Below are 22,416 nucleotides of genomic sequence, written 5' to 3'. Positions count from 1 at the left end.
TTTCATTAAGATGAGATAAAACGTGGTATAGTAACATTATATAAATTATTGTTGTTTGAAAGGTAAGAAATTGAGGTGTTACATATATGAGTAAGCGTTATGTCGTTGTTGATTTAGAGACGACAGGGAACTCCTGGAAAGATGGGAAGGATAAAATTACCCAAATTGCAGCTGTTGTAGTAGAAGATGGAGAGATATTGGAGATTTTTTCGTCTTTTGTTAACCCAAAGAGAGAGATCCCACCATTTATTACAGAATTAACAGGGATTGATGAAAGTCTTGTAAAACAAGCCCCGTTATTTCAAGATGTAGCCCCGATGATTGTTGAGCTATTACAAGGTGCGGCTTTCGTTGCGCATAATGTTCACTTTGATTGGAATTTTTTAAATGAAGAATTAAGACAGGCTGGATATACAGAAATACATTGTCCTAAAATCGACACGGTTGAATTGGCTCAAATTCTTTTGCCGACAGCTGATAGTTATAAATTACGTGATTTAGCTAAGAAGCATGAACTAGAACATGATCAACCACATCGTGCGGATAGTGATGCTCTTGCAACAGCGGAATTATTTTTACAATTTTTAAATGAAATTGAAAAGTTACCACTTGTCACGTTGCAATCACTTTATGAATTAAGCGATGTGTTCCAAAGTGATATAGCTGATGTGCTTTCTGAAAATATTTTAAAGAAAGTAATGAATGGTAAAGAAGATATAGCGGAGTATGAAATACATCGAAATATTGCGCTGAAAAAGCGGAACTATTCCTTAAACCTTGGAGAAACGTGTTCATCAAAGTTTGATGCTTTCTTGAATAAAACGATGGATAAATTGGAATCACATATGCCAAAGTTTGAAAGAAGAGAAAGTCAACAACTGATGATGAAAGAGATATATACGGCGTTAAGAGACTCTCGTTTTTCACTAATTGAAGCCGGTACAGGAACAGGAAAGACTCTTGCATATTTGCTTCCTAGTCTTTATTTTGCAAAGAGAAAAGAAGAACCTGTCATTATAAGTACACAAACGGTACAACTCCAACAACAAATATTAGAAAAAGAAATACCGTTATTACAAAAAATAATGCCATTTTCATTTGAGGTAGCTCTTCTTAAAGGAAGAAAGCATTATCTTTGCTTACACAAATTTGAGTATGCTTTACAAGAGGAAGAAAAAAATTATGATATGGCACTTACGAAGGCGAAGATTTTAGTTTGGCTATTGCAAACTGAAACGGGTGATCAAGACGAATTAAATATTCCTGAGGGCGGAAAGTTACTTTGGAATCGTATTTGTAGTGATGCGTATAGTCCAGGCGGTATGCAAAGTAATTGGTTTAGTCGTTGTTTTTACCAGCGAGCGAAGAATAAAGCTTTATTTGCAGATATCGTTATCACAAATCATGCGTTATTATTTCAAGATTTTTCAAGTGAAGAACCGCTGTTTGCTTCATGCGAACATATTATTTTTGATGAAGCTCACCATATTGAAGAAGCTGCGAGTAGAACATTGGGTGAACAGTTCTCTTGTATGTATTTTCAATTGGTTATATCTCGTCTTGGGACGCTAGAAACAGAAGATGTACTCTCCAAAGTATATAAAATGATGAAAAAATCAGAGCAAGCATCTCGTTCAACTTTCCGTATGATAAGTTATAGTTTGAAGGAACTTAAGTTTGATGCGGATGAACTCTTCCAAATGTTACGTACTTTTATATTTAAACAAACAAAGCAAGAACAAGGAACGAATAATATGCCGCTCATCTATAGATATAACGCAGAACTAGAAAAAGGTAAGTTGTGGGATAGTATCGTTGAATTAACAAATCGTTTTATATATGAATTAAGGAGGGTAGTAACTGCTCTTGAGAAGCAAGTGGATATATTGCAAAGTAAGTTAGAATGGGAGATGCATGTTGTAACAGGTGAATTTATGCATTTAATTGAGTTGCTGAGAAAGATGGCAGAATCATTACAGTTACTCGTATTAGAAAAGAATTCGTATGTAACTTGGATGGAGACTGAAACGAAAGGGACGATTCATTCAACAGTTCTATATGCACAGCCTGTTCATATTGGTGAAAGATTTGCTGATGAATTTTTAACAGAAAAAAAGAGTGTTATTTTTACATCCGCAACACTAACAGTTAACGATACGTTTGATTATATAAAAGAGGAACTTGGTTTACATGATTTCGCTCCAAATACTTTAAAGGTTCCATCGCCATTTCGTTATGATGAACAAATGAAATTAATGGTTTCAACGGATGTACCTTTTATTAAGCAAGTAAGTAATGAGCGATATATTGAATCTGTATCGGAACATATTGCAAAGATAGCGAAAGCCACAAAGGGCAGAATGCTTGTTTTATTCACTTCGTATGAAATGTTAAAAGAAGCGTATGCGAATTTAAAAAATAATGATGAATTAGAGGGTTATTTATTACTCACACAAAGTGTGAATAATAGAAGTCGAAGCCGTTTAATTCGAAAGTTTCAAGAGTTCGACAAATCAATTTTATTAGGGACGAGCAGTTTCTGGGAAGGGATAGATATTCCAGGAGATGCCTTAAGTTGTCTTGTTATTGTCCGTCTACCATTTACGCCGCCTCATCAGCCGATGATGGAAGCGAAAGGTGAGTGGCTAAAAAATCAAGGTGAGGATGTATTCGCTAAATTAGCGCTGCCACAAGCAATATTACGTTTCAAACAAGGATTCGGCCGCTTAATTCGAACGAATACAGATACAGGAACGGTAGTAGTGTTAGATCGTCGTTTGACGAGTTCTTCCTATGGAAAACGATTTCTACAATCGATCCCTAACGTACCTCTTTATGAAGGACCATTAGAAGAATTATTAGTACAATTAGAAGAACCATCAAATGAATAAAAATGGAAGAAAAATACGCCTGAAATACTTATAAACTTCAGGCGTAAAAAATGTGGGTAGGAGGAATTTTATTTTTCTTACTTCTTGTATACAAAATGTGTTGGTTTTCGACTTGAAACCTTTTTTTGCTGTACATGTCCTGCTATAATAGATGGGTGATGAAGCAGGGGTTGTAAAGAATGTACTCTTATTGTAACCGCATTGCGTTCTTCTATAATTAGAAATTTTTGTGTAACGGAGGAGTTTTTTCATGGAGAAGAAAATCGAAGTACTATCAACGACGCGTATTAAATATTCGTCTGATTTGTATAAAATTGTTGATAGTTTGAATCGTACGTTAAAAGAGCAGGACCTCATGTTCGGACTAGCATTAGACGAAAAAGATAAAGAAACAGCTGTATTTACGATTTACAGAACGTAGTGATACAATGAAAAAGTGGATCTTTGCAATCATTATTGTTATCGTTGCTAGCGGAATATATGGGGCGTATGTTTATAATAAAGCAATGGGGAAGAAAATTCCAAAAGAGTCGAAATTTGTAGAAATTGCTAAAGAAAAAGCAAAGCTTACAAAGGTGAAATCTGTTGATTATTACAACGGAAAATCTGCATATATAGTCGTGCAAGGTACAGATGAAAAGGGAGAACAACTTATCGTTTGGGTGCCGGAGAAAAAAGGGGATACTGTAGTAAGGAAAAAGAGCGAAGGTATTTCTGAAAAAGAGGCTATACAAAGAACATTAGAACAAGTCGGCAATGAAAGTAAGGAATCAAAAAGTAAGCCGAAAGAGATTATGAAAGTGAAATTAGGCTTTGAAAATGATGTACCACTATGGGAAGTTACATATATTGATGATGACAATCGTTATAGTTATTACTATCTTGAATTTAAAGATGGAAAATTTTTAAGACGATATAGCATTGAAAAATAGATGTAGGGGGAACTACAAATGAAATTAGCAAAGCGAGTAGCTGCTTTAACACCGTCTTCAACTTTAGAAATTACAGCAAAGGCACAAGCATTAAAAGCAGAGGGTCATGATGTAATTGGATTAGGGGCAGGGGAACCTGACTTTAATACACCAGAGCATATTATGGATGCTGCACATAAAGCGATGTTAGAAGGGCATACGAAGTATACACCAACAGGTGGATTACAATCGTTAAAACAAGAAATTGTGAAGAAATTTACTCGCGATCAAGGTATTGCGTATGATCCATCTGAAATTATTGTATGTAATGGCGCAAAGCATGCATTATATACATTATTCCAAGTATTACTTGATGAGGGAGATGAAGTTATCATTCCAACTCCTTACTGGGTAAGCTATCCAGAGCAAGTAAAGCTTGCTGGCGGTAAGCCGGTTTATGTAGAAGGTTTAGAAGACAATGAGTACAAAATTACAGCAAAGCAGCTGCGTGAGGCAATTACAGAGAAAACGAAAGCAGTTATTATTAATTCACCGAGCAATCCAACAGGAATGATTTATAGCAAAGAAGAATTACAACAGCTTGGAGAAGTATGTTTAGAACATGATATTTTAATCGTTTCTGATGAAATTTATGAAAAATTAATTTATGGTGGCGTAGAATATACATCAATTGCCCAGCTTTCTAATGCATTAAAAGAACAAACACTTATTATTAATGGTGTATCTAAATCTCATTCTATGACAGGATGGCGTATTGGATATGCAGCAGGAAATAAGCAGCTTATTAAAGCGATGACGAACTTAGCGAGTCATAGTACGTCAAACCCTACTTCAATCGCTCAATACGGCGCAATTGCGGCATATGCAGGCTCACAAGAACCTGTGGAAACAATGCGTCAAGCCTTTGAAGAGAGATTAAACATCATTTATGATAAATTAATTCAAATCCCTGGCTTTACTTGTATTAAACCGCAAGGTGCATTTTACTTATTCCCTAACGTAAAAGAAGCTGTAGCTTTATCAGGATATGCAACAGTTGATGATTGGGCAAAGGCTCTATTAGAAGAGGAAAAAGTGGCTCTTGTACCAGGTACAGGATTTGGTGCTCCAAATAATGTTCGTTTATCATATGCGACATCTCTTGAACAAGTAGAGAAAGCATTAGAACGCATCCATACATTTATGAAAAGTAAAGTGCAAGCTTAATTTTATATTTCATTCATGTAATATAAAAAACCTCCCTATTGATGGGGAGGTTTTTTTGACGAATTGTGGCAAAAAGAAATAGCTAAAGGTGTGTTATACTAGAGAGCGAGGTGTTTGGTGATGAAAAAGAAAATGATGCTACAGTGGTTTGAGCAGGGAAGCATTGCAATTCCAAAATTGCTTATGATGCATTATAAAAAATTAGGTTTAAATGAGACGGAATTTATGGTTGTACTTCATGTACACACATTTTTAGAATCAGGTAATTCGTTTCCGACTCCTTCAGAGATTTCTGAACGGATGACGATAACGGAAATGAAATGTATGGAAGTAATTCAAGCGTTGATTCAAAAAGGTTTTTTATCACTAGAAGGTGGACAAAGATCAGAAGCAATGATGTGCGAAAGTTATTCTTTACAACCGTTATGGGAAAAAATATTACATTTCTTAATGGATGAATCAATAGAGGAAGATCAAAAAGAAAAAAAACAGCTGCAAGTAAATTTATATACAGTATTTGAAAAAGAATTTGGAAGACCACTTTCGCCGTTCGAATGTGAAACGTTAGGAATGTGGGAGGACCAAGATCAACATCATCCAAATTTAATTCAGGCAGCTCTTAGAGAAGCTGTAATGAGTGGGAAACTAAATTTCCGATATATTGATCGTATTTTATTTGAGTGGAAAAAGAATGGAATTAAAACGGTAGATCAGGCTCAAAATCAAGGTCAAAAATTTAGAGCGAATCAACAAAGAGCAGAACAAATGACAAAACAAGAGACGAAATTTACTGGAAAAGTGCCTTTTTATAATTGGTTGGAGCAGTAATATAGGAGGAGAAATATGCTTAACAAAACGCAAATCCGTTATTGTTTAGACACAATGGCGGATATGTATCCAGAAGCGCATTGTGAATTGGTTCATGATAATCCATTTGAACTTGTAATCGCGGTGGCGTTATCTGCACAATGTACAGATGTACTTGTAAATAAAGTGACAAGAAATTTATTTCAAAAATATAAAACACCAGAAGATTATTTAAGTGTTTCTCTAGAAGAATTACAACAAGATATACGCTCTATCGGATTGTATAGAAATAAAGCAAAAAACATTCAAAAATTATGCCGAATGTTATTAGATGACTATAATGGGGAGGTACCGAGCGATCGAGATGAACTTACGAAATTACCCGGTGTAGGAAGGAAAACAGCGAATGTTGTAGTTTCCGTAGCGTTTGGGATTCCTGCAATTGCTGTCGATACACATGTGGAGCGAGTGAGTAAACGATTAGCGATTTGTAGATGGAAAGATTCTGTGTTAGAAGTAGAAAAAACGTTAATGAAGAAAGTACCGATGGATGAGTGGGGGGTTACGCATCATCGTATGATTTTCTTTGGACGTTATCATTGTAAAGCACAACGACCGCAATGTGAGGAGTGCAGACTGTTAGAAGTATGTCGTGAAGGAAAGAAGCGAATGAAGGTGAAATAAGGGATGGAGCGAGTTATAGAAATACCGAAAGAATTTCACTGCTTACCATTTTTTAAAGAAAGCGTAAATTCAATTGAGTATCATACAGACGATTCTTTTGAAGAAATAATACAAAATACTTACTTTATATTTGATATTGAAAGACAGTATGAGCCATGGAAGGAAATTGAAAACAGTATTCCAGCGATGTTGAATGTATGGAAAAATAAGCATGAAGACATTGCTATACTGTTTCGAAATAGAAATAAGCAAGAGGCTGAGGGGCCAATGATTCTTTTTGCAGCTCACTTGTTATCGGTTGTCTATTGGCTAAATGAGCAACCTGTTCATAGTTTGAATGAAATGCAAATAAATACGAATAAATTAAAAGTGCAACCTGTTAATTTTATGGAAAGATATTCATTCATAATAAAGAAACCGAGTAATTATCATTCTTATATTCAATTAGCGCAGTTGTATATCGAAATAGAAAAGCTATATGTAAAGAAAATGATAACAAAAAAGAAGTCCGCTTCTCGTTAAGAGAAACGGACTTCTTTTTTGTTTATTAGGACTCTGTTGTAATAACAGTACCGTCTGCGTGAGGTGTATCTCCTCCGGTATTTTGATGTTGCTGTTCTTGTTGTTTCTTAGCATCTTCTTCAGCTTTTTTCTTGGCCTCTTCTTCAGCTTTCTTCTTAGCTTCTTCTTCAGCTTTTTTCTTAGCTTCTTCTTCAGCTTTTCTTCTAGCTTCCTCATCAGCTTTCTTTTGAGCTTCTTCTTGCTGTTTACGTTGTTGTTCTTGTTGCTGTTCTTGTTGTTTCTTAGCCTCTTCATCAGCTTTTTTCTTAGCTTCGTCTTGTTTTACTTTATCTTCATTAGCCTTTTTCTGGGCTTCCTCATCAGCTTTTTTCTTAGCTTCTTCATCGGCCTTTTTCTTAGCATCTTCTTCAGCTTTTTTCGCATCTGGAGTTCCGCCAGGCGCAGTGAAGGATGCACCAACTGCTGGGCTTGTTCCAGTGCCTTTTTTCGCTACTACAGAGAAGCTGTAAGTAACACCTGGTTTAATACCACCAAGAGTAGCTGTCGTACCACTTATTGATAGGCTACCACTTGAACCGTCAGTTGCTTTATAGCTGGCTGCATATGCATCAACTTCTGCTGGTCCAGACCAGTTTAGTGTAACTGTGCTAGCGCCATCAAAAGTGACATTCAGACCACTAGGAGCATCTACTTTAATTTGTTTAATTGCATCTTTTTTCGCACCTTTTACGTATAACTCTCCGTTTATTTCTTGTACAGAAGAAGGACGTTCAAAGCGTGATTTATCTGTAGCGAATTTGCTCATCATTACTTGGAACATTTGCTGTGCAATTCTAGTGGAGCGATCGCTAACATAATTTTTTGGACCATCTTTTTCGTAACCGGTCCAAACAGCCATTGTGTATTGTGGCGTATATCCAGCAAACCAGCTATCTCTGTTTGCATCAGCTGGGATGTCATATTTTTGAAGAACTGATTCATCAAAGTTTTGTGTTCCTGTTTTACCTGCTACGTCAACACCTGAAACGTATGCTGTTGGACCTGTACCACCAGAACCAGGTTTTACTACGTCACGAAGAACGTCAGTAACCATATAAGCTGTATAGTCTTGCATTGCGCGATGTTCTTTCGGTTTAAAGCTTTTCTTTTTCCCGTCCGGGAAGGTTACTTCTTTTACGAAGTGTGGTTTATTATAGTTACCACTATTACCAAAGGTTGCATATGCACCTGCTACTTCTAATGGAGAACTATCGTTACTACCGATTGCTGTTGATTCGTAGACTTTTCCTTCTTTAAAGGTCATGCCTAAACCTTCAGCAAATTCTTTTGACTTATTAAGACCAACTGTTTGTGCTGTCTTTAAAGCTGGAATGTTTAATGACTTTTTCAAAGCTTCACGTAGTGAAACGTCACCTTTGTAACTCTTTGTTGCATTTTGTATTTTCTTACCATTGGAATACGTATACTCTGAGTCGTTTAATTGATGGTATGTAGACCATTGTAAATTTTCAATTGCCGGACCGTAGTCGAAAATTGGTTTCATTGTTGAACCAACTTGGCGTTTTAAATCAGTTGCCATATTATGACCTTTGAAAGTAGACTTACTTTCTTTACGTCCAGCACCAATTGCTCGAACTTCTCCAGACTGTGTATCCATAAATACGAATGACCCTTGGAATTGATCGTCCGGATACTTAATAAGATTGCCATCCATAATTTTGTCGGCGTAATCTTGAGCATCTTGATCAAGTGTTGTATGAATCGTTAAACCATCTGAACCGATATTTACATCAGGATATTCTTTTTCAACTTCTTTTACAACCGCATCTAAAAATGCTTGATACTTCATCTCAGTTACTTCTGAAGACGGTTGAAGGCCCTCAGTTACTGGAATCTTAACGGCGTTATTCATTTCTTCTTTTGTTATATAACCATGTCGATTCATTAATGATAATACGACATTACGACGATTTGTTGCTCGTTCAACATTTTCCTTTTTTGTTGGATCATAAATGTTTGGACCTTGGGGTAAACCAGCGAGCATAGCAGCTTCATGTAATTGCAAGTCTTTTAAATCTTTACCATAATATTTTTGCGCTGCTGTCGCAATACCGTATGAACGGTTACCTAAATTAATCTTATTTAAGTACATTTCTAAAATCTCATGTTTAGAGTATTGTTGCTCTAATTTGTAAGATAAGTACCATTCTTGCACTTTTCTTTTAGCAGTTTTGTCCATCGTTAGAAAATAGTTTTTAACGACTTGCTGTGTAATCGTACTACCACCTTGGGAACCGAAACCACCAGTGACATTTTCCATAACTGCTTTTGTAGTTCGTTTAAAGTCAATTCCATTATGATCATAGAAACGCGAATCCTCAGTTGCAAGGAATGCATTTTCAACTACTTTTGGAATTTGATCATAAGTAACATGCGTTCGTTTTTCAGCACCGTATTCATAGAAGAAATTTCCGTTTTTATCAAGAAACTTTGTTGATAAAGGATTAACAAGTTTGGATTTATCTAATTTTGGAGCGTCCTTTACCATAACAAAGAAAGCGGAAACGCCGGCTACAAGACCAACGATACCAAGAAGTAGACAACCTATAAGGAATTTCTTGAAAAAGGAGCCTTTTTTCTTTGGTTTTTCTTCTTTATTTGTTTTTTTCTCTTGATTTTTTACATGATTTCGTTCTGTACGAGAACGATAATTATCTGACATTATACTTTCTCCTACCTTTCATTCTCTCCCCCAAAAGTCGAAAAAAGAGCCTTAGTGATGACTCTATCACGAAAAATAAACCGTGTCTAGTACACGGATATAGTCAATCCGAGGGTGATAACCGCATGATAATAAGGATCCATGCTCTTCTATTTCTTCTTTCGTAATCGACTTGCGTCCACCTGTATTTTGACGATTCCAAAATGCAATAATATGTTTTGCATCTAATAAATAAAATTCATCAAAAAGTGTAAATTTAATAATGACAAATGCAATTCCATTATGAGCAACCACTTGCTTCATATGTTCTATTTGATGAAGGTGGAAGTTTTGAAGTGGGAAACTAGTTTTATTTTTTGTTTCCTTTGCTTCAAAATCGATGTATTTCCCTTTGTATACACCGTTGTAATCTGTCGTAGAAGGTTGTTTAAAATACGCTTCTTTTACCACTGCAGCACTTCGAGCGGGGTAATCTACTTTTACAATTTGAAGAGGTGTAGGCTTTTTATGTACACATGCAATATTATGGGTTAAGTAATATTGATTTGTTTCATTCAATTCCTCTTCAAGGGACATACCTCTATTACTATAAGTATGTGTTTTTATAGGTGTTTTTTGAGGTTGTGAAGCTTGATTATACCTTTTTCCATTTGGGTAACGAATGGTCATAGTGTGTCCACTCCCAACTTGCTAAGAATTACTTACAAAGGTGATTATATCAAAAAATGAAAAAAGATGTGACCTTTTTGATGAAAGGTATGATGACTTATTTATGTTTACATGGAATGATTATATGAAAATTAAACAAAATCGAGAAAAAAATTTTTGTACAGAGAAAGAAAAAGCGATCATTCGCAATATTAAAAAGAAAACAGAAATAGCTAATGTGGACAATATTTCTCGGACACAATCTTATCACGAATATTATTTAAGAAATAGTGAAATCAGGTGGGCCTTTTTAGCGAGTATGGTTTCGAGAAATGCGGGATGGAATATGACTGATTTAGAAGGGAGATATTATGCCACTGTATTACCTGAAACGGTAAAAAAACATTTATTTCTTCTGTACGAACAAGCTAATTGGATTATTTTCTTAGATGCATTTCCTCAGCTATTATTGTATGAGGAAAGTAAGAAGAGACGGGCACCTCTCTTTCATTTGTTGCAATATTTCAGCGTATCAATTTTTATGGAAAAAGAATGGTTACTTTTCTGGGAAAGAAGAGATATGAATAGGCTTATGACAGCGCTTATTATAAATGAACAAAATAAAATTCAAAAACCAGTCATTGAGAACACATTTTTTAAAAAACATGTATTCCATACTGCACTTTTTAAAGTACAAGAAAGATTTCATATTAGTGCAGTTATCTTCCCAACAATTGAAGGGAGGATGTATGGATTTTCGGTTTATCAATTTGAAACGTTACAACAGCGTATAGAACTAGGAAAAAAATTAGCATGGTTATTATTTCATCCAATTTATAATGGTTCGTTTTATAAGTTTGCATTGCAAACTACACATACTGGGTCTAGAGAAGATTATGAAGTTTACGCACAGGAAACTCGAAAGTCTTATACGCCAACACTTAGAGATATTTATCCTGTTATTTTACATGAAGAAATAAAAATGAGAGATTGGTTTTGTGCAAATATGAAAATGAATGTGCTATTTGTACTTGAAGAACCTAAAGAGGAAGTTAATATAACAGAATGGTATAGAAGAAAGAGAGAACAAATCTATAGGCTATCTATCGTAAATCGTTTTGCTAAAAGGATGGATGAGTTCATGATATAATAAAAAAGAAGTCCCGTCTTCCATTTTGAAGACGGGACTTCTTAATTTGAAACAATCCTGCTATGCGTGCTACAACTTTAATTTCAAAACGTAATGCTAGTAGGAGATTAAGGATGATTTGAAATCTACCTGTTCGTAATAAAGTCTCGCTTTATGTAGCAGGGAAGTTTGGACCATCTAGCTTTGGATTGCCAGTCTCAGGTTTATTTTGTTGTTTGTTTTGGTTTTTCTTTTTTTCATTTTTGTTCTTTGCCATTGTAATACACCTCCTTTTTGTATTGTTACCATTTCTATAAATGACATACGAAATGATTTCTTTGACGAATAACAACTAGTTTTGTCATGTGGGCAGGAGTGGTGAATCATTCGGCGAAATTACATGACAAAGGAAAAGCAAAGAAGGAGGCGTTTTGTATATGGCGATGGTTCAGAAGGAAGATGTAATGAAAAAAATGGATCAAATGTTAAGTTCTCTCGATTTGCTGGAAATGAATATAGGGATTAGAATGAATCATGCATTAAAGGATGCGAGTGAAAAAATATGCAATAAGATAGAAATAACAGAAATGCATATTGAACATATGGAAAATAAATTAGTGCATCACGAAGAAAAAGGGAATTGGGTAAAGACATTTCAAAACGTCGTAGTGAGTGCATAATAAGGTGGGAAAGAAATGAAGAATGAATCATTAATACAGTCTTCAGAAAAACTCATGCAGTATAATAATGAAGCGAATGTAAAAAAAAGAGAACTAACCGAATACGACTTTTATAAGGATATGAAACCGTTTGTAGATATGGTAGATGAGGAATTAGAGAAGTGGAAAGAATTAGCTTATACGTGGATTAAAGAAGAAAAGCCAAAGTATATACATGTACAGCAAATTGATCAAGTATACGATAATTTACAAACGAATGTGTTACAATGCTTTGTAAATAAAGGTAAAGGTAAACGATTCTTTGAAACACACCAAGCCGTTTCGTATACTTTGCAAAATATAGTTGAGCAATGTAAATAACAAGAGGGAGAACCCTCTTGTTATTTTTATGCTTCTGTCATTGTTGTAGGTTTTGTTGCGCCGTTTATTTCTAATTCTTTTATTAATGTTCGATAATCTGATATGCATATTTTTCCTTCGAGATACCAATGTCTCGCAAAGTCTAATAATTCATTTGCATTCTCTGTGCAATACCCCTTTTTTTGAGAAAACGCTTGTTTTAAATCCCCTAATACCATGTTGATTCCTCCCCCATGAGAATCTTCTTCTTAATTATCATAGCATGGAAGGGTTTTCTTTTTTAATTTTTTAAAAATTTAAACTTCCGACAAAAATAGACAGATACTCCATCACACATATTATTTTATAGGTACATATTATATATGTAGAAACTTATGTAAAGGAGGAGAGAATGCATGTTTCAACAATCTAACGTATATCAGCAAACGTATCCATATGCACAGCAAAATATGTACCAATATAATACGGATACATATTTACGGTATAATATGTATCCTTTCGAGCCTTATTATGGAAATCAAAATTATTATCAACCGTTTGAAGTGTCATTTATGAATCAAGCTCAACAACAGCAGCAACCTTATGTAAATCAGGCCCAACAACCACAACAGCAGCAACCTTATGTGAATCAAGCTCAACAATCACAAGCTCAGCAACCATACATGAATCAACAACAGCAGCAGCCTTATATGAATTCACAATATTATATGCCACCACAAGCGCCCTATGCTAATCAACAAGGGATGTTTTATCCACCAAAACAACCGTATCCGACACAGAGTAAACAAAAGCAACAACAGCCAAGTCAGTTTTCTAGTTTTGTTTCTCAATTTAAAACATCAGATGGTAACTATGATGTAAATAAAATGATGAACACAGCTGGCCAGATGATGAATGCGATGAATCAGGTGACAGGTATTGTAAAACAAGTTGGAGGCTTCTTTGGTAAGTAATGTTGAAGGGTTGTCTATGAAAGTATTGTATATGAAATAAAGGACTAGACAAATTTCCTTGTAATAAATGGGTATATATAACAATCGGCTTTCTCTCTTTTCTCATACTGTAAAGTGTAATCAGATTTTTTTAACGAGAGAGGAGAGAAAAAACTATGCATCATTGTCATCCTTGTTTTGGAGGGCATAAGCCTGTAGGACCTATTTGTACAACTGCTCCTGTCGTTCATCCGACGAAACAATGCGTAACACACTCTTTTTCAACAACGGTGGTGCCACACATTTTCCCAACACATACAACACATGTACATCATCAACAAATTAAAAACCAAAACTTCTTCCCACAAACAAATTCAAATGTAAATGTTGTGGACCCAATCGACCCAGGATTCGGCGGTGGATGTGGACCGTGTGGTCATGGACATCATGGACATCATGGACATCACGTATCTCCATTTGGTCCAGGACCAAATGTATCTCCGTTTGGACCAAACGTATCACCATTCGGACCGAATATTGGACCAAACGTATCACCATTCGGTCCAAATATTGGACCAAACGTTGGTGGAATGTTTAAAAAGTAAATGATATGTTAGAACTAGCGAAATGCTAGTTCTTTTTTTGTAATTGGAGTGTTGATATGAAAGTTATTGCAGTAACAGGATATAAGCCATTTGAACTTGGAATATTTAAAAATGATCATCCAGGGGTGGAGTGTATAAAAAAGGCATTATACCGTAAATTAACCACTTTTGTAGAAGATGGTTTAGAGTGGGTTATAATAAGCGGCCAGTTAGGTGTAGAATTATGGGCTGCTGAAGTTGTTTTTGAAATTCAAGTAGAATATCCAGATTTAAAATTAGCGGTATTCACTCCGTTTTTAGAACAAGAAGAAAATTGGAAAGAAGATAATCGTGAATATTACGAATTTATTCTTTCTCAAGCAGACCATGTTGATAGTATCACGAAAAGGAAGTATGAAAGCCCAGAACAATTTAAATTAAAAAATCAATTTTTTATTGAAAAAAGTGATGCGCTTTTAGCGGTATATGATGAAGAAAAACCAGGAAGTCCCAAATATATTGTAGAAGCAGCAAAGAAAAAAGGGGAAATAGAAAATTATCACAGTTATTTCATTCTTTTTTCTGATTTACAAGATATAATAGAAGAGGAACAGTGGAATAATGCAGAGTAATATGTAATATAGTACTCGTATATATGATTGACAAAAAGCATTGTTTCTGAAAAAATTTAGTTAATGAAAGTTTTGGTAAAAATTTGAGGTGAAGAAAATGATTTCGGATAAAATTAAATTAACAGCGAAAGATATTTTAGAAAAAGAATTTAAAACAGGTATGAGAGGTTATCAGCAAGAAGAAGTAGACAAGTTTCTTGATATGATCATTAAAGACTATGAAGCTTTCCACAAAGAGTTTGAGCAATTAAAGCAACAAAATGCTCGTTTAAAGCGTGAATTAGAGGAACAAAAACTAGCAGTAACGCAAGTTCCACAACAACCTGTACAAACACCAGTTGCACAACCGGTTTATAACAACACGAATACGGATATTTTAAAACGCTTATCTAACTTAGAAAAAGCTGTATTTGGAAGTAAGTTATACGAATGATGTAAGGTGGGAAAAGGTTTAAGCGTTTTACATAGAAAAAAACGTTGCAAAATCTTTTTGTTTCCACTATACTAATGGATGTCATAACGTTTGGGTAATCGCTGCAACGCCAACGTTGTAGAGGAAAGTCCATGCTCGCACGGCCTGAGATGGCTGTAGTGTTCGTGCCTAGCCAATTCATAAGCTAGGGTATTCTGGCTGTAAGGCTGGTTTAACGGCAGGGAAAAAACCTAAGTCCTTTCGGATATGGTTTGACTACCTTTAAAGTGCCACAGTGACGAAGTCCTTGAAGAAATGATAGGAGTGGAACGAGGTAAACCCCACGAGCGAGAAACCCAAATAATGGTAGGGGAATCTTTTCCAAGGAAATGAACGACGGGAAAGGACAGGTTTTATAACCTGTAGATAGATGATTGCCACCGGAGTACGAGGCGTGGGCCGTTTGTAGTACAAAGGAACAGAACATGGCTTACAGAACGTTATGAACCAACTATGAAATAACTCAGCTCTCCTTTGTTAGAGGAGGGCTTTTTATTTGTATGAAGTTGTAAAGTATGAGTTAAAATGGTTAATGAGAAAATTTTTCGTAAAATGTAATGATTAATAGGACCAATTGCTATTAATTATTGTTTGAATATACATAAGAGGTGAATGCAAATGGGAAAAGTTACTTTAATTGCAACAGCGGCAATGGGTATTGAAGCGTTAGTTGCCCGAGAAGTTCGCGATCTTGGTTATGAATGTCAAGTAGAAAACAGCAAAGTAACATTTGAAGCAGATGAAAAGGCGATTTGTCGTACGAATTTATGGTTGCGTACTGCGGACCGTGTAAAAATTAAAGTTGGCGAATTTAAAGCAACAACATTTGATGAGCTATTTGAAAAAACGAAAGCATTAAACTGGGGAGATTATATTCCAGAGAATGGCGAATTCCCTGTTATCGGTAAATCTTTAAAATCTGAATTATTCAGTGTTTCGGATTGCCAACGTATCGTTAAAAAAGCTGTCGTTGAAAAATTAAAAACAACATATAAACGTACAACTTGGTTTGAAGAAGATGGTCCGTTATTCCGTATCGAGATTGCAATGCTCAAGGATATTGCAACATTAACAATTGATGCGAGTGGTGTTGGACTTCATAAACGTGGATACCGTATGGATCAAGGGGAAGCTCCGTTAAAAGAAACATTAGCTGCGTCTTTAATTAAATTAACAAACTGGAAGCCAGATCGTCCATTTGTTGATCCATTCTGTGGATCAGGTACAATTCCGATTGAAGCAGCATTAATTGGACAAAACATTGCACCAGGATTTAACCGTGGTTTCGCATCTGACGAGTGGGGCTGGGTAGGTAAACAAAACTGGCGTGAAGCTCGTCAAGAAGCTGAAGATTTAGCGAACTATGATCAACGCTTACAAATCATTGGATCAGATATTGATCATCGTATGATTCGAGTTGCTCAAGATAACGCAGAAGAAGTAGGCTTAAGCGATTTAATTACATTTAAACAAATGCAAGTAAAAGATTTCACAACAAAAGAGGATTATGGCTACGTTGTAACGAATCCTCCATACGGAGAACGTTTAAGTGAAAAAGCACTCGTTGAACAACTGTATAAAGAAATGGGACAAGTATTCCGCCCGTTAGATACATGGTCAGCGTATGTATTAACAAGCTACGAAGCATTTGAGAAGTGTTACGGAAAAGATGCGTCGAAGAAGCGTAAACTATTTAACGGATTTATCCGTACAGATTACTACCAATACTTCGGAAAACGTCCACCGCGTAATTCATAGTATAAAACTCCTCCAGCGCGCATATACTGGCTATTATGTAATGCGTAAAGGAGGAAGTGATATGGATAATTTCCAATTATCAATGATTCAAAAAGCTATTCACCGTACGTATGATGAGCTCGGAAAAGAAGTGGATAGTCAAGGTGCGATTGTAGATGAAATACAAAAAGCACAAGAAGAATATTTGTCAGCTCTTTCACATGAAACAGCGATTGATAAACGGTATTTAAAGTCATTAATATAGAAGAAAATTTTCCTTTTTCGAAAGGAAAATTTTTTTTCGTGAATTTCTATGTATTGCAACAGGGGAAAGCAAATGCATACATATGCGTAGCAGTTGCTATTATTTTTTTATAGAAAAACTTTTTGGTTGGAGGCTAAGGATGTTTACTGAGAAGAGATTACCATTTGAAGTAGGAAAACAAGATAATTTTTATGATAAGTTGAATGAGTGGATTGGAGATGTGTTTTACGACATCCTTCCGGAAAAAGGCTTTGAAGAGCGTGATGAACAAATTTTTATGGCGTTTCAGTTAGAACGCGCTTTCCAAGAAAAGAAAGTTATGTTCGCAGAAGCTGGTGTAGGAACAGGGAAAACAATTGTATATCTTCTATATGCAATTTGTTACGCGCGTTATACTGGGAAACCAGCTATTATTGCTTGTGCAGATGAAACGTTAATTGAGCAGCTTGTAAAAGAAGAAGGGGACATCGCTAAGTTATCTGAAGCATTAGGGCTATCTGTTGATGTAAGGCTTGCAAAATCAATGGATAATTATTTATGCTTACGTAAACTTGAAGATGTTATGAGTGGACGAGCTCCAGAAGTAATTGAAGACGTATATTACGAGTTACCACAGTTTGTATTCGATCATGGTACGATGCAAAACTTTACTCACTATGGTGACAGAAAAGAATTTCCACTTTTAAATGACGAAGAATGGTCAAAAGTAAATTGGGATTACTTCCAAGATTGCTTTACTTGTGATTCTCGTCATCGTTGTGGACAAACTCTTTCTCGTGAACATTATCGTAAAGCAGCAGATTTAATTATTTGTTCTCAAGATTTCTATATGGATCATATTTGGACGTACGATGCTCGTAAGCGTGAAGGGCAAATTCCGTTATTACCAGAAAGTAGCTGCGTTGTATTCGATGAAGGACATCTTGTAGAATATGCAGCTCAAAAAGCTTTAACATACCGTTTAAAGCAAACGATGATGGAGCAACTTTTAACGAGATTGCTACAAAACGATATTCGTGAGGAGTTTGCACATTTAGTAGAAGAAACAATTTGGCAAACAGAGCGATTCTTTGATGTGTTACAAGAAAACAAAAAAGAAATTGCCGGTTCTGATCGTTTAGAAATTACTGTGACAGAAAAAGTAACAGCTGAAGCGAAACGACTTTATGCAAAAATTGGTGAAGTTGGAGATGCATTAGTATTCGAAAGTGAAATGCATACAGTAAACACGTATGATTTAAATATTGTTGATGAGCATTTAGATGTATTAGAACATTCACTTCGTCTGTTCATGCACGAGAAAAATGTAATTACTTGGGGTGAAGAAGGTGATGGTGCCTTCACGTTAGTGATTATGCCGCGTGCAGTTGAAGAAGTATTACAAGAGAAAGTGTTCTCGAAGAAAATACCGTATATTTTCTCTTCTGCGACATTATCGAACAATGATTCATTCGCGTTTACAGCTAATAGCCTAGGGGTAAAAGATTACTTATCATTCTCAGTTGCTTCACCGTTTGATTACGAAGAGCAAATGGCAGTAAACTTACTATCGCATACGAAAGAAAATGAATGGGAAAGAAAGTGTCAATATACACTTGAAAATATACAAAAAACAAATGGACGTACGCTTGTATTATTCCGTACAACGCAAGAGCTTGCAGCGTTCAAAGAGTATGTAAGTAAGGAGCAAATGTCGGTTCCGTTCTTATATGAAGGAGATCAGGAAATTAGCCAGCTCGTTTCTCGTTTCCAAAATGAAGAAGAGACTGTACTTTGTGCGGTTCATTTATGGGAAGGTTTAGATATTCCTGGTTCATCATTATCACACGTTATTATTTGGTCATTACCATTCCCTCCAAACGATCCTGTGTTTGAAGCGAAACGTAAGCACGTAAATGATTCATTCTGGGATGTAGATGTACCATATATGATTTTACGACTTCGTCAAGGAATTGGGCGTTTGATTCGTACAAGTGAAGATAAAGGTGCTATATCAATCTTCTTATCTGATTCAGAAGATGAGAAAGTAGTTGCAGCTGTGAAAAATGTACTGCCAGTAGAAGGTAAAGAATTATAAGGAGAAAGCTTGGCGCTTGCCAAGCTTTTTTTCTATTATAAAAGGAATTTATGTTTCCGTGTCGAATTAAGTTTGAGGTAGAAAAAGGAGGCTTTTATACGATGACAGTTGCTACATATGAGGTAGAAAAACAATTTTTAACATACGTGAAGAAGATACAGAATTACGGAGAAGCATTAAGTTTAATGTTTTGGGATTTAAGAACAGGTGCACCAAAAAAAGGTGTAGATCAGCGTTCAGAAGTAATTGGTATGCTTTCGTCAGAAGTGTTTGCTATGTCGACTTCAGATGAGATGGGAAACTATTTAACAGAACTTGAAGCTTTAATACGTGAAGATAAACTTTCTGAAACGACGAAGAAAATGGTTGAAGAGTGTCGGAAAGAATATGATAGAAATAAAAAAATTCCACAAGCTGAATATGAGGCTTATGTGAAATTAGAAGCGAAAGCAGAGAGTGTGTGGGAAGAAGCTCGCGAAAAATCTGATTTCGAAATGTTCCGCCCGTACTTAGAAAAAATTGTTGAATTTAAAAAGAAATTTATTACATATTGGGGTTATGAGACATATAAATACAATACATTATTAGACATGTATGAGCCAGGTATTACAGTAGAAGTTTTAGATCACGTATTTGGTCAACTTCGTGAGCGTATCGTGCCGCTTGTAAAAGAAATCTCTGAGTCTAAAAAAGGATTAAAAACAAGTGCTTTATCGGAACAATTTTCAAAAGAAAAACAAAAGAACTTTACATTAGAACTATTAAAGCAATTGAATTATGACTTTGAAGCAGGTCGTCTTGATGAAACAGTACATCCTTTCGAAATTACATTAAATAGAGGGGATGTTCGTATTACGACACGCTATGATGAAAAAGATTTCCGTATGGCTGTATTTGGAACAATTCATGAATGTGGTCATGCAGTATATGAACAAAACATTGCAGAACAATTTGAAGGTACACCACTTTGCAGTGGTACATCTATGGGTATTCACGAATCACAATCATTATTCTTTGAGAACTTTATCGGCCGTAATAAATCATTCTGGAAGAAAAATTATGATTTATTAAAAGAGTATAGCGATGGTCAATTTGATGATATGTCAGTCGATGAGTTTTATGATGCAATTAACGAATCGAAGCCGTCATTCATTCGTATAGAAGCAGATGAGCTTACATACCCGCTTCATGTTATGGTGCGTTATGAATTAGAGAAAGAATTATTTGATGGTACATTACAAGTGAAGGACTTACCAGCAGCTTGGAATGATAAGATGGAAGCATATTTAGGAATTCGTCCGGAAAATGATGCGCAAGGTGTATTGCAAGATGTTCACTGGGCTGGTGGCTCATTTGGATACTTCCCATCTTATGCGCTTGGTTACATGTATGCAGCGCAATTTAAGCAAAGAATGTTAAAAGACATTCCGAACTTTGATGCATTATTAGAAGAAGGAAAGGTAACACCGATTCGTGAATGGTTAACAGAACATATTCACCAATATGGTAAAACGAAAAAGCCGCTTGAAATTTTAGAAGATGTAACAGGTGAAGGCTTAAATGCAAACTACTTAGCCGATTATTTAGAAGCGAAATATAGAGCGATTTATGAGTTGTAAAAAAAGAGCTGCTTAATTGCAGCTCTTTTTGTTAAAGGGGATGGGAGAATGGGTTATACATATACAGTAATGAAGCAAGAAGAAGCGGAGGAAATTGCGTATAACTGGCATTATGAAGGGAAATATTCTTTTTATGATATAGAGGCAGATGAAGAAGATTTAGCTGAATTTTTACATGATGAGAGTAGAGGGAATCATACATTTTCAGTGAAGCAAAATGGCATTCTCGTTGGTTTTTTTACTATTTGTAAAATAAATAATGGAACGGTTGATATAGGACTTGGAATGAGACCTGATATAACTGGCAATGGATTTGGTTTACAGTTCGTGAATGCTGGACTAGCTTTTAGCAAAGAAAAATACGGATGCAATTATATAACACTATCAGTAGCGACATTTAATGAGAGAGCAATCAAAGTGTATAAAAGAGCAGGATTTGAGGCGGTTGGAACGTTTATACAGAAAACAAATGGTAGTTGTTTTGAGTTTTTGAAAATGAACTACATATGTAAACATGATTAAAAAACAGAGGGGTCTTCTGTTTTTTATTTTGATTTAGAAATATATGATACATATTTTTGTACTTGTTGTATGTAATAGAGGGTTTTGAAATTTTCGTAAAGGATGTGTATGATAGAAGTTTAGTAGCGAATAGTAGGTTTAGCAAGGAAAGGTAGAGGTAGTATGATTACAATTAAAACGAAAAATGAAATAGATTTGATGCATGAATCTGGAAAATTACTTGCTTCATGTCATAAAGAAATTGCGAAAATGATAAAGCCAGGTATAACGACGCAAGAGATTAATACGTTTGTTGAAATGTATTTAAAAAAGCATGGTGCCACATCTGAACAGAAAGATTACAATGGGTATCCATATGCGATATGTGCATCTGTAAACGATGAAATGTGTCATGCGTTTCCGGCCGATGTTCCTTTAACTGAGGGTGATATTGTAACAATTGACACGGTAGTAAACTTAAATGGGGGTCTTTCAGATTCTGCTTGGACGTATAGAGTTGGAAAAGTTTCTGATGAAGCAGAAAAGTTGTTGTTAGTAGCTGAGAATGCTTTGTATAAAGGAATTGATCAGGCGGTAATTGGTAATCATGTAGGAGACATTGGCTATGCAATTGAAAGTTATGTAACAAATGAAGGTTTTTCTGTCGCAAGAGACTTTACGGGACATGGAATTGGTAAAGAGATTCATGAAGAACCAGCAATTTTTCATTTTGGGAAACAAGGACAAGGACCTCAGTTACAAGAAGGAATGGTAATTACAATTGAACCGATTGTAAATATAGGTATGAGATATTCTAAAGTAGATTTAAATGGGTGGACTGCACGAACGATGGACGGGAAATTATCAGCTCAATATGAGCATACAATTGCGATTACAAAAGATGGGCCAATCATTTTAACGAAGTTGTAATTGGAAATGAAAGAGTTTGCAAAACTCGAACAAAAATAGTGGTTTTTAAAAATTTGTACGTGTTTTTTTGATAAATGCTTTTCAAA

General features: G+C 35.4%; 24 protein-coding genes and 1 other RNA gene. 21 read left to right on the top strand and 4 right to left on the bottom strand.

Annotation, left to right across the window (positions count from 1 at the left end; all coding sequences use genetic code 11):
- Positions 1 to 86 precede the first annotated feature (86 nt).
- The 7 genes from dinG (at position 87) to CQ064_RS01660 (ending at position 7,042) form a co-directional block, all read left to right on the top strand.
- The gene (gene dinG, locus CQ064_RS01690; protein WP_000044967.1) at positions 87 to 2,891 is read left to right on the top strand and encodes an ATP-dependent DNA helicase DinG; all 2,805 of its coding nucleotides are present in this window, start codon (positions 87 to 89) and stop codon (positions 2,889 to 2,891) included.
- Between the two features lie 250 nt (positions 2,892 to 3,141).
- Entirely contained in the window at positions 3,142 to 3,312 is a 171-nt protein-coding gene (locus tag CQ064_RS01685; protein ID WP_000412179.1) for a YpmA family protein, read from the top strand.
- A 7-nt stretch (positions 3,313 to 3,319) separates the two neighbouring features.
- Positions 3,320 to 3,823, top strand: coding sequence for a cell wall elongation regulator TseB-like domain-containing protein (locus tag CQ064_RS01680; protein ID WP_000758740.1), 504 nt, complete (start codon positions 3,320 to 3,322; stop codon positions 3,821 to 3,823).
- An 18-nt stretch (positions 3,824 to 3,841) separates the two neighbouring features.
- A complete protein-coding gene (aspB, locus tag CQ064_RS01675; protein WP_000761571.1) occupies positions 3,842 to 5,029 on the top strand; it encodes an aspartate transaminase AspB in 1,188 nt (395 codons plus the stop codon).
- 120 nt (positions 5,030 to 5,149) lie between these two features.
- A complete protein-coding gene (dnaD, locus tag CQ064_RS01670; protein WP_000728541.1) occupies positions 5,150 to 5,857 on the top strand; it encodes a DNA replication protein DnaD in 708 nt (235 codons plus the stop codon).
- Between the two features lie 15 nt (positions 5,858 to 5,872).
- Complete coding sequence (gene nth / locus CQ064_RS01665; RefSeq protein ID WP_000933035.1) at positions 5,873 to 6,520, top strand: endonuclease III; 648 nt, start codon at positions 5,873 to 5,875, stop codon at positions 6,518 to 6,520.
- A 3-nt stretch (positions 6,521 to 6,523) separates the two neighbouring features.
- Complete coding sequence (locus CQ064_RS01660; RefSeq protein WP_000442658.1) at positions 6,524 to 7,042, top strand: YpoC family protein; 519 nt, start codon at positions 6,524 to 6,526, stop codon at positions 7,040 to 7,042.
- Between the two features lie 25 nt (positions 7,043 to 7,067).
- Here CQ064_RS01660 and CQ064_RS01655 read toward each other — a convergent pair whose 3' ends face one another.
- Both CQ064_RS01655 and recU read right to left on the bottom strand, forming a co-directional pair.
- On the bottom strand, positions 7,068 to 9,764 hold the full coding sequence (locus CQ064_RS01655; RefSeq protein ID WP_001283108.1) for a PBP1A family penicillin-binding protein: 2,697 nt from the start codon (positions 9,762 to 9,764) through the stop codon (positions 7,068 to 7,070).
- A 66-nt stretch (positions 9,765 to 9,830) separates the two neighbouring features.
- On the bottom strand, positions 9,831 to 10,433 hold the full coding sequence (recU, locus tag CQ064_RS01650; RefSeq protein WP_000155599.1) for a Holliday junction resolvase RecU: 603 nt from the start codon (positions 10,431 to 10,433) through the stop codon (positions 9,831 to 9,833).
- A 103-nt stretch (positions 10,434 to 10,536) separates the two neighbouring features.
- On the opposite strand from recU, the gene CQ064_RS01645 reads away from it, so the two are divergent.
- The gene (locus tag CQ064_RS01645; RefSeq protein WP_000495657.1) at positions 10,537 to 11,562 is read left to right on the top strand and encodes a DUF2515 domain-containing protein; all 1,026 of its coding nucleotides are present in this window, start codon (positions 10,537 to 10,539) and stop codon (positions 11,560 to 11,562) included.
- A 151-nt stretch (positions 11,563 to 11,713) separates the two neighbouring features.
- Here the strand turns inward: CQ064_RS01645 and CQ064_RS34295 are convergent, their stop codons facing one another.
- Complete coding sequence (locus CQ064_RS34295; RefSeq protein ID WP_001987054.1) at positions 11,714 to 11,893, bottom strand: hypothetical protein; 180 nt, start codon at positions 11,891 to 11,893, stop codon at positions 11,714 to 11,716.
- Between the two features lie 85 nt (positions 11,894 to 11,978).
- Here CQ064_RS34295 and CQ064_RS01635 point away from each other — a divergent pair, with 85 nt between their 5' ends.
- Positions 11,979 to 12,221, top strand: a complete 243-nt coding sequence (locus tag CQ064_RS01635) for a hypothetical protein (protein ID WP_001252036.1) — start codon at positions 11,979 to 11,981, stop codon at positions 12,219 to 12,221.
- Positions 12,222 to 12,236: 15 nt separating this feature from the next.
- The gene (locus tag CQ064_RS01630; RefSeq protein ID WP_000787408.1) at positions 12,237 to 12,581 is read left to right on the top strand and encodes a YppE family protein; all 345 of its coding nucleotides are present in this window, start codon (positions 12,237 to 12,239) and stop codon (positions 12,579 to 12,581) included.
- A gap of 26 nt (positions 12,582 to 12,607) precedes the next feature.
- On the opposite strand, the gene CQ064_RS01625 is transcribed toward CQ064_RS01630, so the two are convergent.
- Positions 12,608 to 12,799 carry a YppF family protein gene (locus tag CQ064_RS01625; RefSeq protein WP_000242652.1) on the bottom strand — a complete coding sequence of 64 codons (192 nt, stop codon included), beginning with the start codon at positions 12,797 to 12,799 and terminating at the stop codon, positions 12,608 to 12,610.
- A gap of 177 nt (positions 12,800 to 12,976) precedes the next feature.
- Between CQ064_RS01625 and CQ064_RS01620 the strand changes: the two genes are divergently transcribed.
- From CQ064_RS01620 to CQ064_RS01570, 11 genes are all read left to right on the top strand, one after another.
- Positions 12,977 to 13,534: a YppG family protein gene (locus CQ064_RS01620; protein ID WP_000487718.1), complete on the top strand. Its 558-nt coding sequence runs from the start codon at positions 12,977 to 12,979 to the stop codon at positions 13,532 to 13,534.
- Between the two features lie 155 nt (positions 13,535 to 13,689).
- Positions 13,690 to 14,118: a CotD family spore coat protein gene (locus CQ064_RS01615; protein WP_000546290.1), complete on the top strand. Its 429-nt coding sequence runs from the start codon at positions 13,690 to 13,692 to the stop codon at positions 14,116 to 14,118.
- Positions 14,119 to 14,174: 56 nt separating this feature from the next.
- Positions 14,175 to 14,729 (top strand): SLOG family protein, encoded by a 555-nt coding sequence (locus CQ064_RS01610; protein ID WP_000862925.1) that lies wholly within the window; start codon positions 14,175 to 14,177, stop codon positions 14,727 to 14,729.
- A gap of 97 nt (positions 14,730 to 14,826) precedes the next feature.
- Entirely contained in the window at positions 14,827 to 15,162 is a 336-nt protein-coding gene (gene gpsB / locus CQ064_RS01605; protein WP_000622431.1) for a cell division regulator GpsB, read from the top strand.
- An 86-nt stretch (positions 15,163 to 15,248) separates the two neighbouring features.
- Positions 15,249 to 15,639: RNase P RNA component class B (gene rnpB / locus CQ064_RS01600), an RNA gene on the top strand.
- 180 nt (positions 15,640 to 15,819) lie between these two features.
- Entirely contained in the window at positions 15,820 to 16,959 is a 1,140-nt protein-coding gene (locus tag CQ064_RS01595) for a THUMP domain-containing class I SAM-dependent RNA methyltransferase (RefSeq protein WP_000521227.1), read from the top strand.
- Between the two features lie 61 nt (positions 16,960 to 17,020).
- Positions 17,021 to 17,203, top strand: a complete 183-nt coding sequence (locus tag CQ064_RS01590) for a DUF3921 domain-containing protein (protein ID WP_000368570.1) — start codon at positions 17,021 to 17,023, stop codon at positions 17,201 to 17,203.
- Between the two features lie 139 nt (positions 17,204 to 17,342).
- Entirely contained in the window at positions 17,343 to 19,280 is a 1,938-nt protein-coding gene (locus CQ064_RS01585; protein ID WP_000493704.1) for an ATP-dependent DNA helicase, read from the top strand.
- 101 nt (positions 19,281 to 19,381) lie between these two features.
- Positions 19,382 to 20,899, top strand: a complete 1,518-nt coding sequence (gene ypwA / locus CQ064_RS01580; RefSeq protein WP_000215073.1) for a carboxypeptidase — start codon at positions 19,382 to 19,384, stop codon at positions 20,897 to 20,899.
- A gap of 48 nt (positions 20,900 to 20,947) precedes the next feature.
- Entirely contained in the window at positions 20,948 to 21,421 is a 474-nt protein-coding gene (locus CQ064_RS01575; RefSeq protein WP_000542514.1) for a GNAT family N-acetyltransferase, read from the top strand.
- 162 nt (positions 21,422 to 21,583) lie between these two features.
- The gene (locus CQ064_RS01570) at positions 21,584 to 22,330 is read left to right on the top strand and encodes a type I methionyl aminopeptidase (RefSeq protein ID WP_000628419.1); all 747 of its coding nucleotides are present in this window, start codon (positions 21,584 to 21,586) and stop codon (positions 22,328 to 22,330) included.
- Positions 22,331 to 22,416: the final 86 nt, after the last annotated feature.

The sequence above is a fragment of the Bacillus sp. MYb78 genome (assembly GCF_002975115.1).
Classification (GTDB): Bacteria; Bacillota; Bacilli; order Bacillales; family Bacillaceae_G; genus Bacillus_A; species Bacillus_A cereus.
Note: the sequence above shows the minus strand (reverse complement) of the source record. Positions and strands in the feature narration are given on the sequence as shown.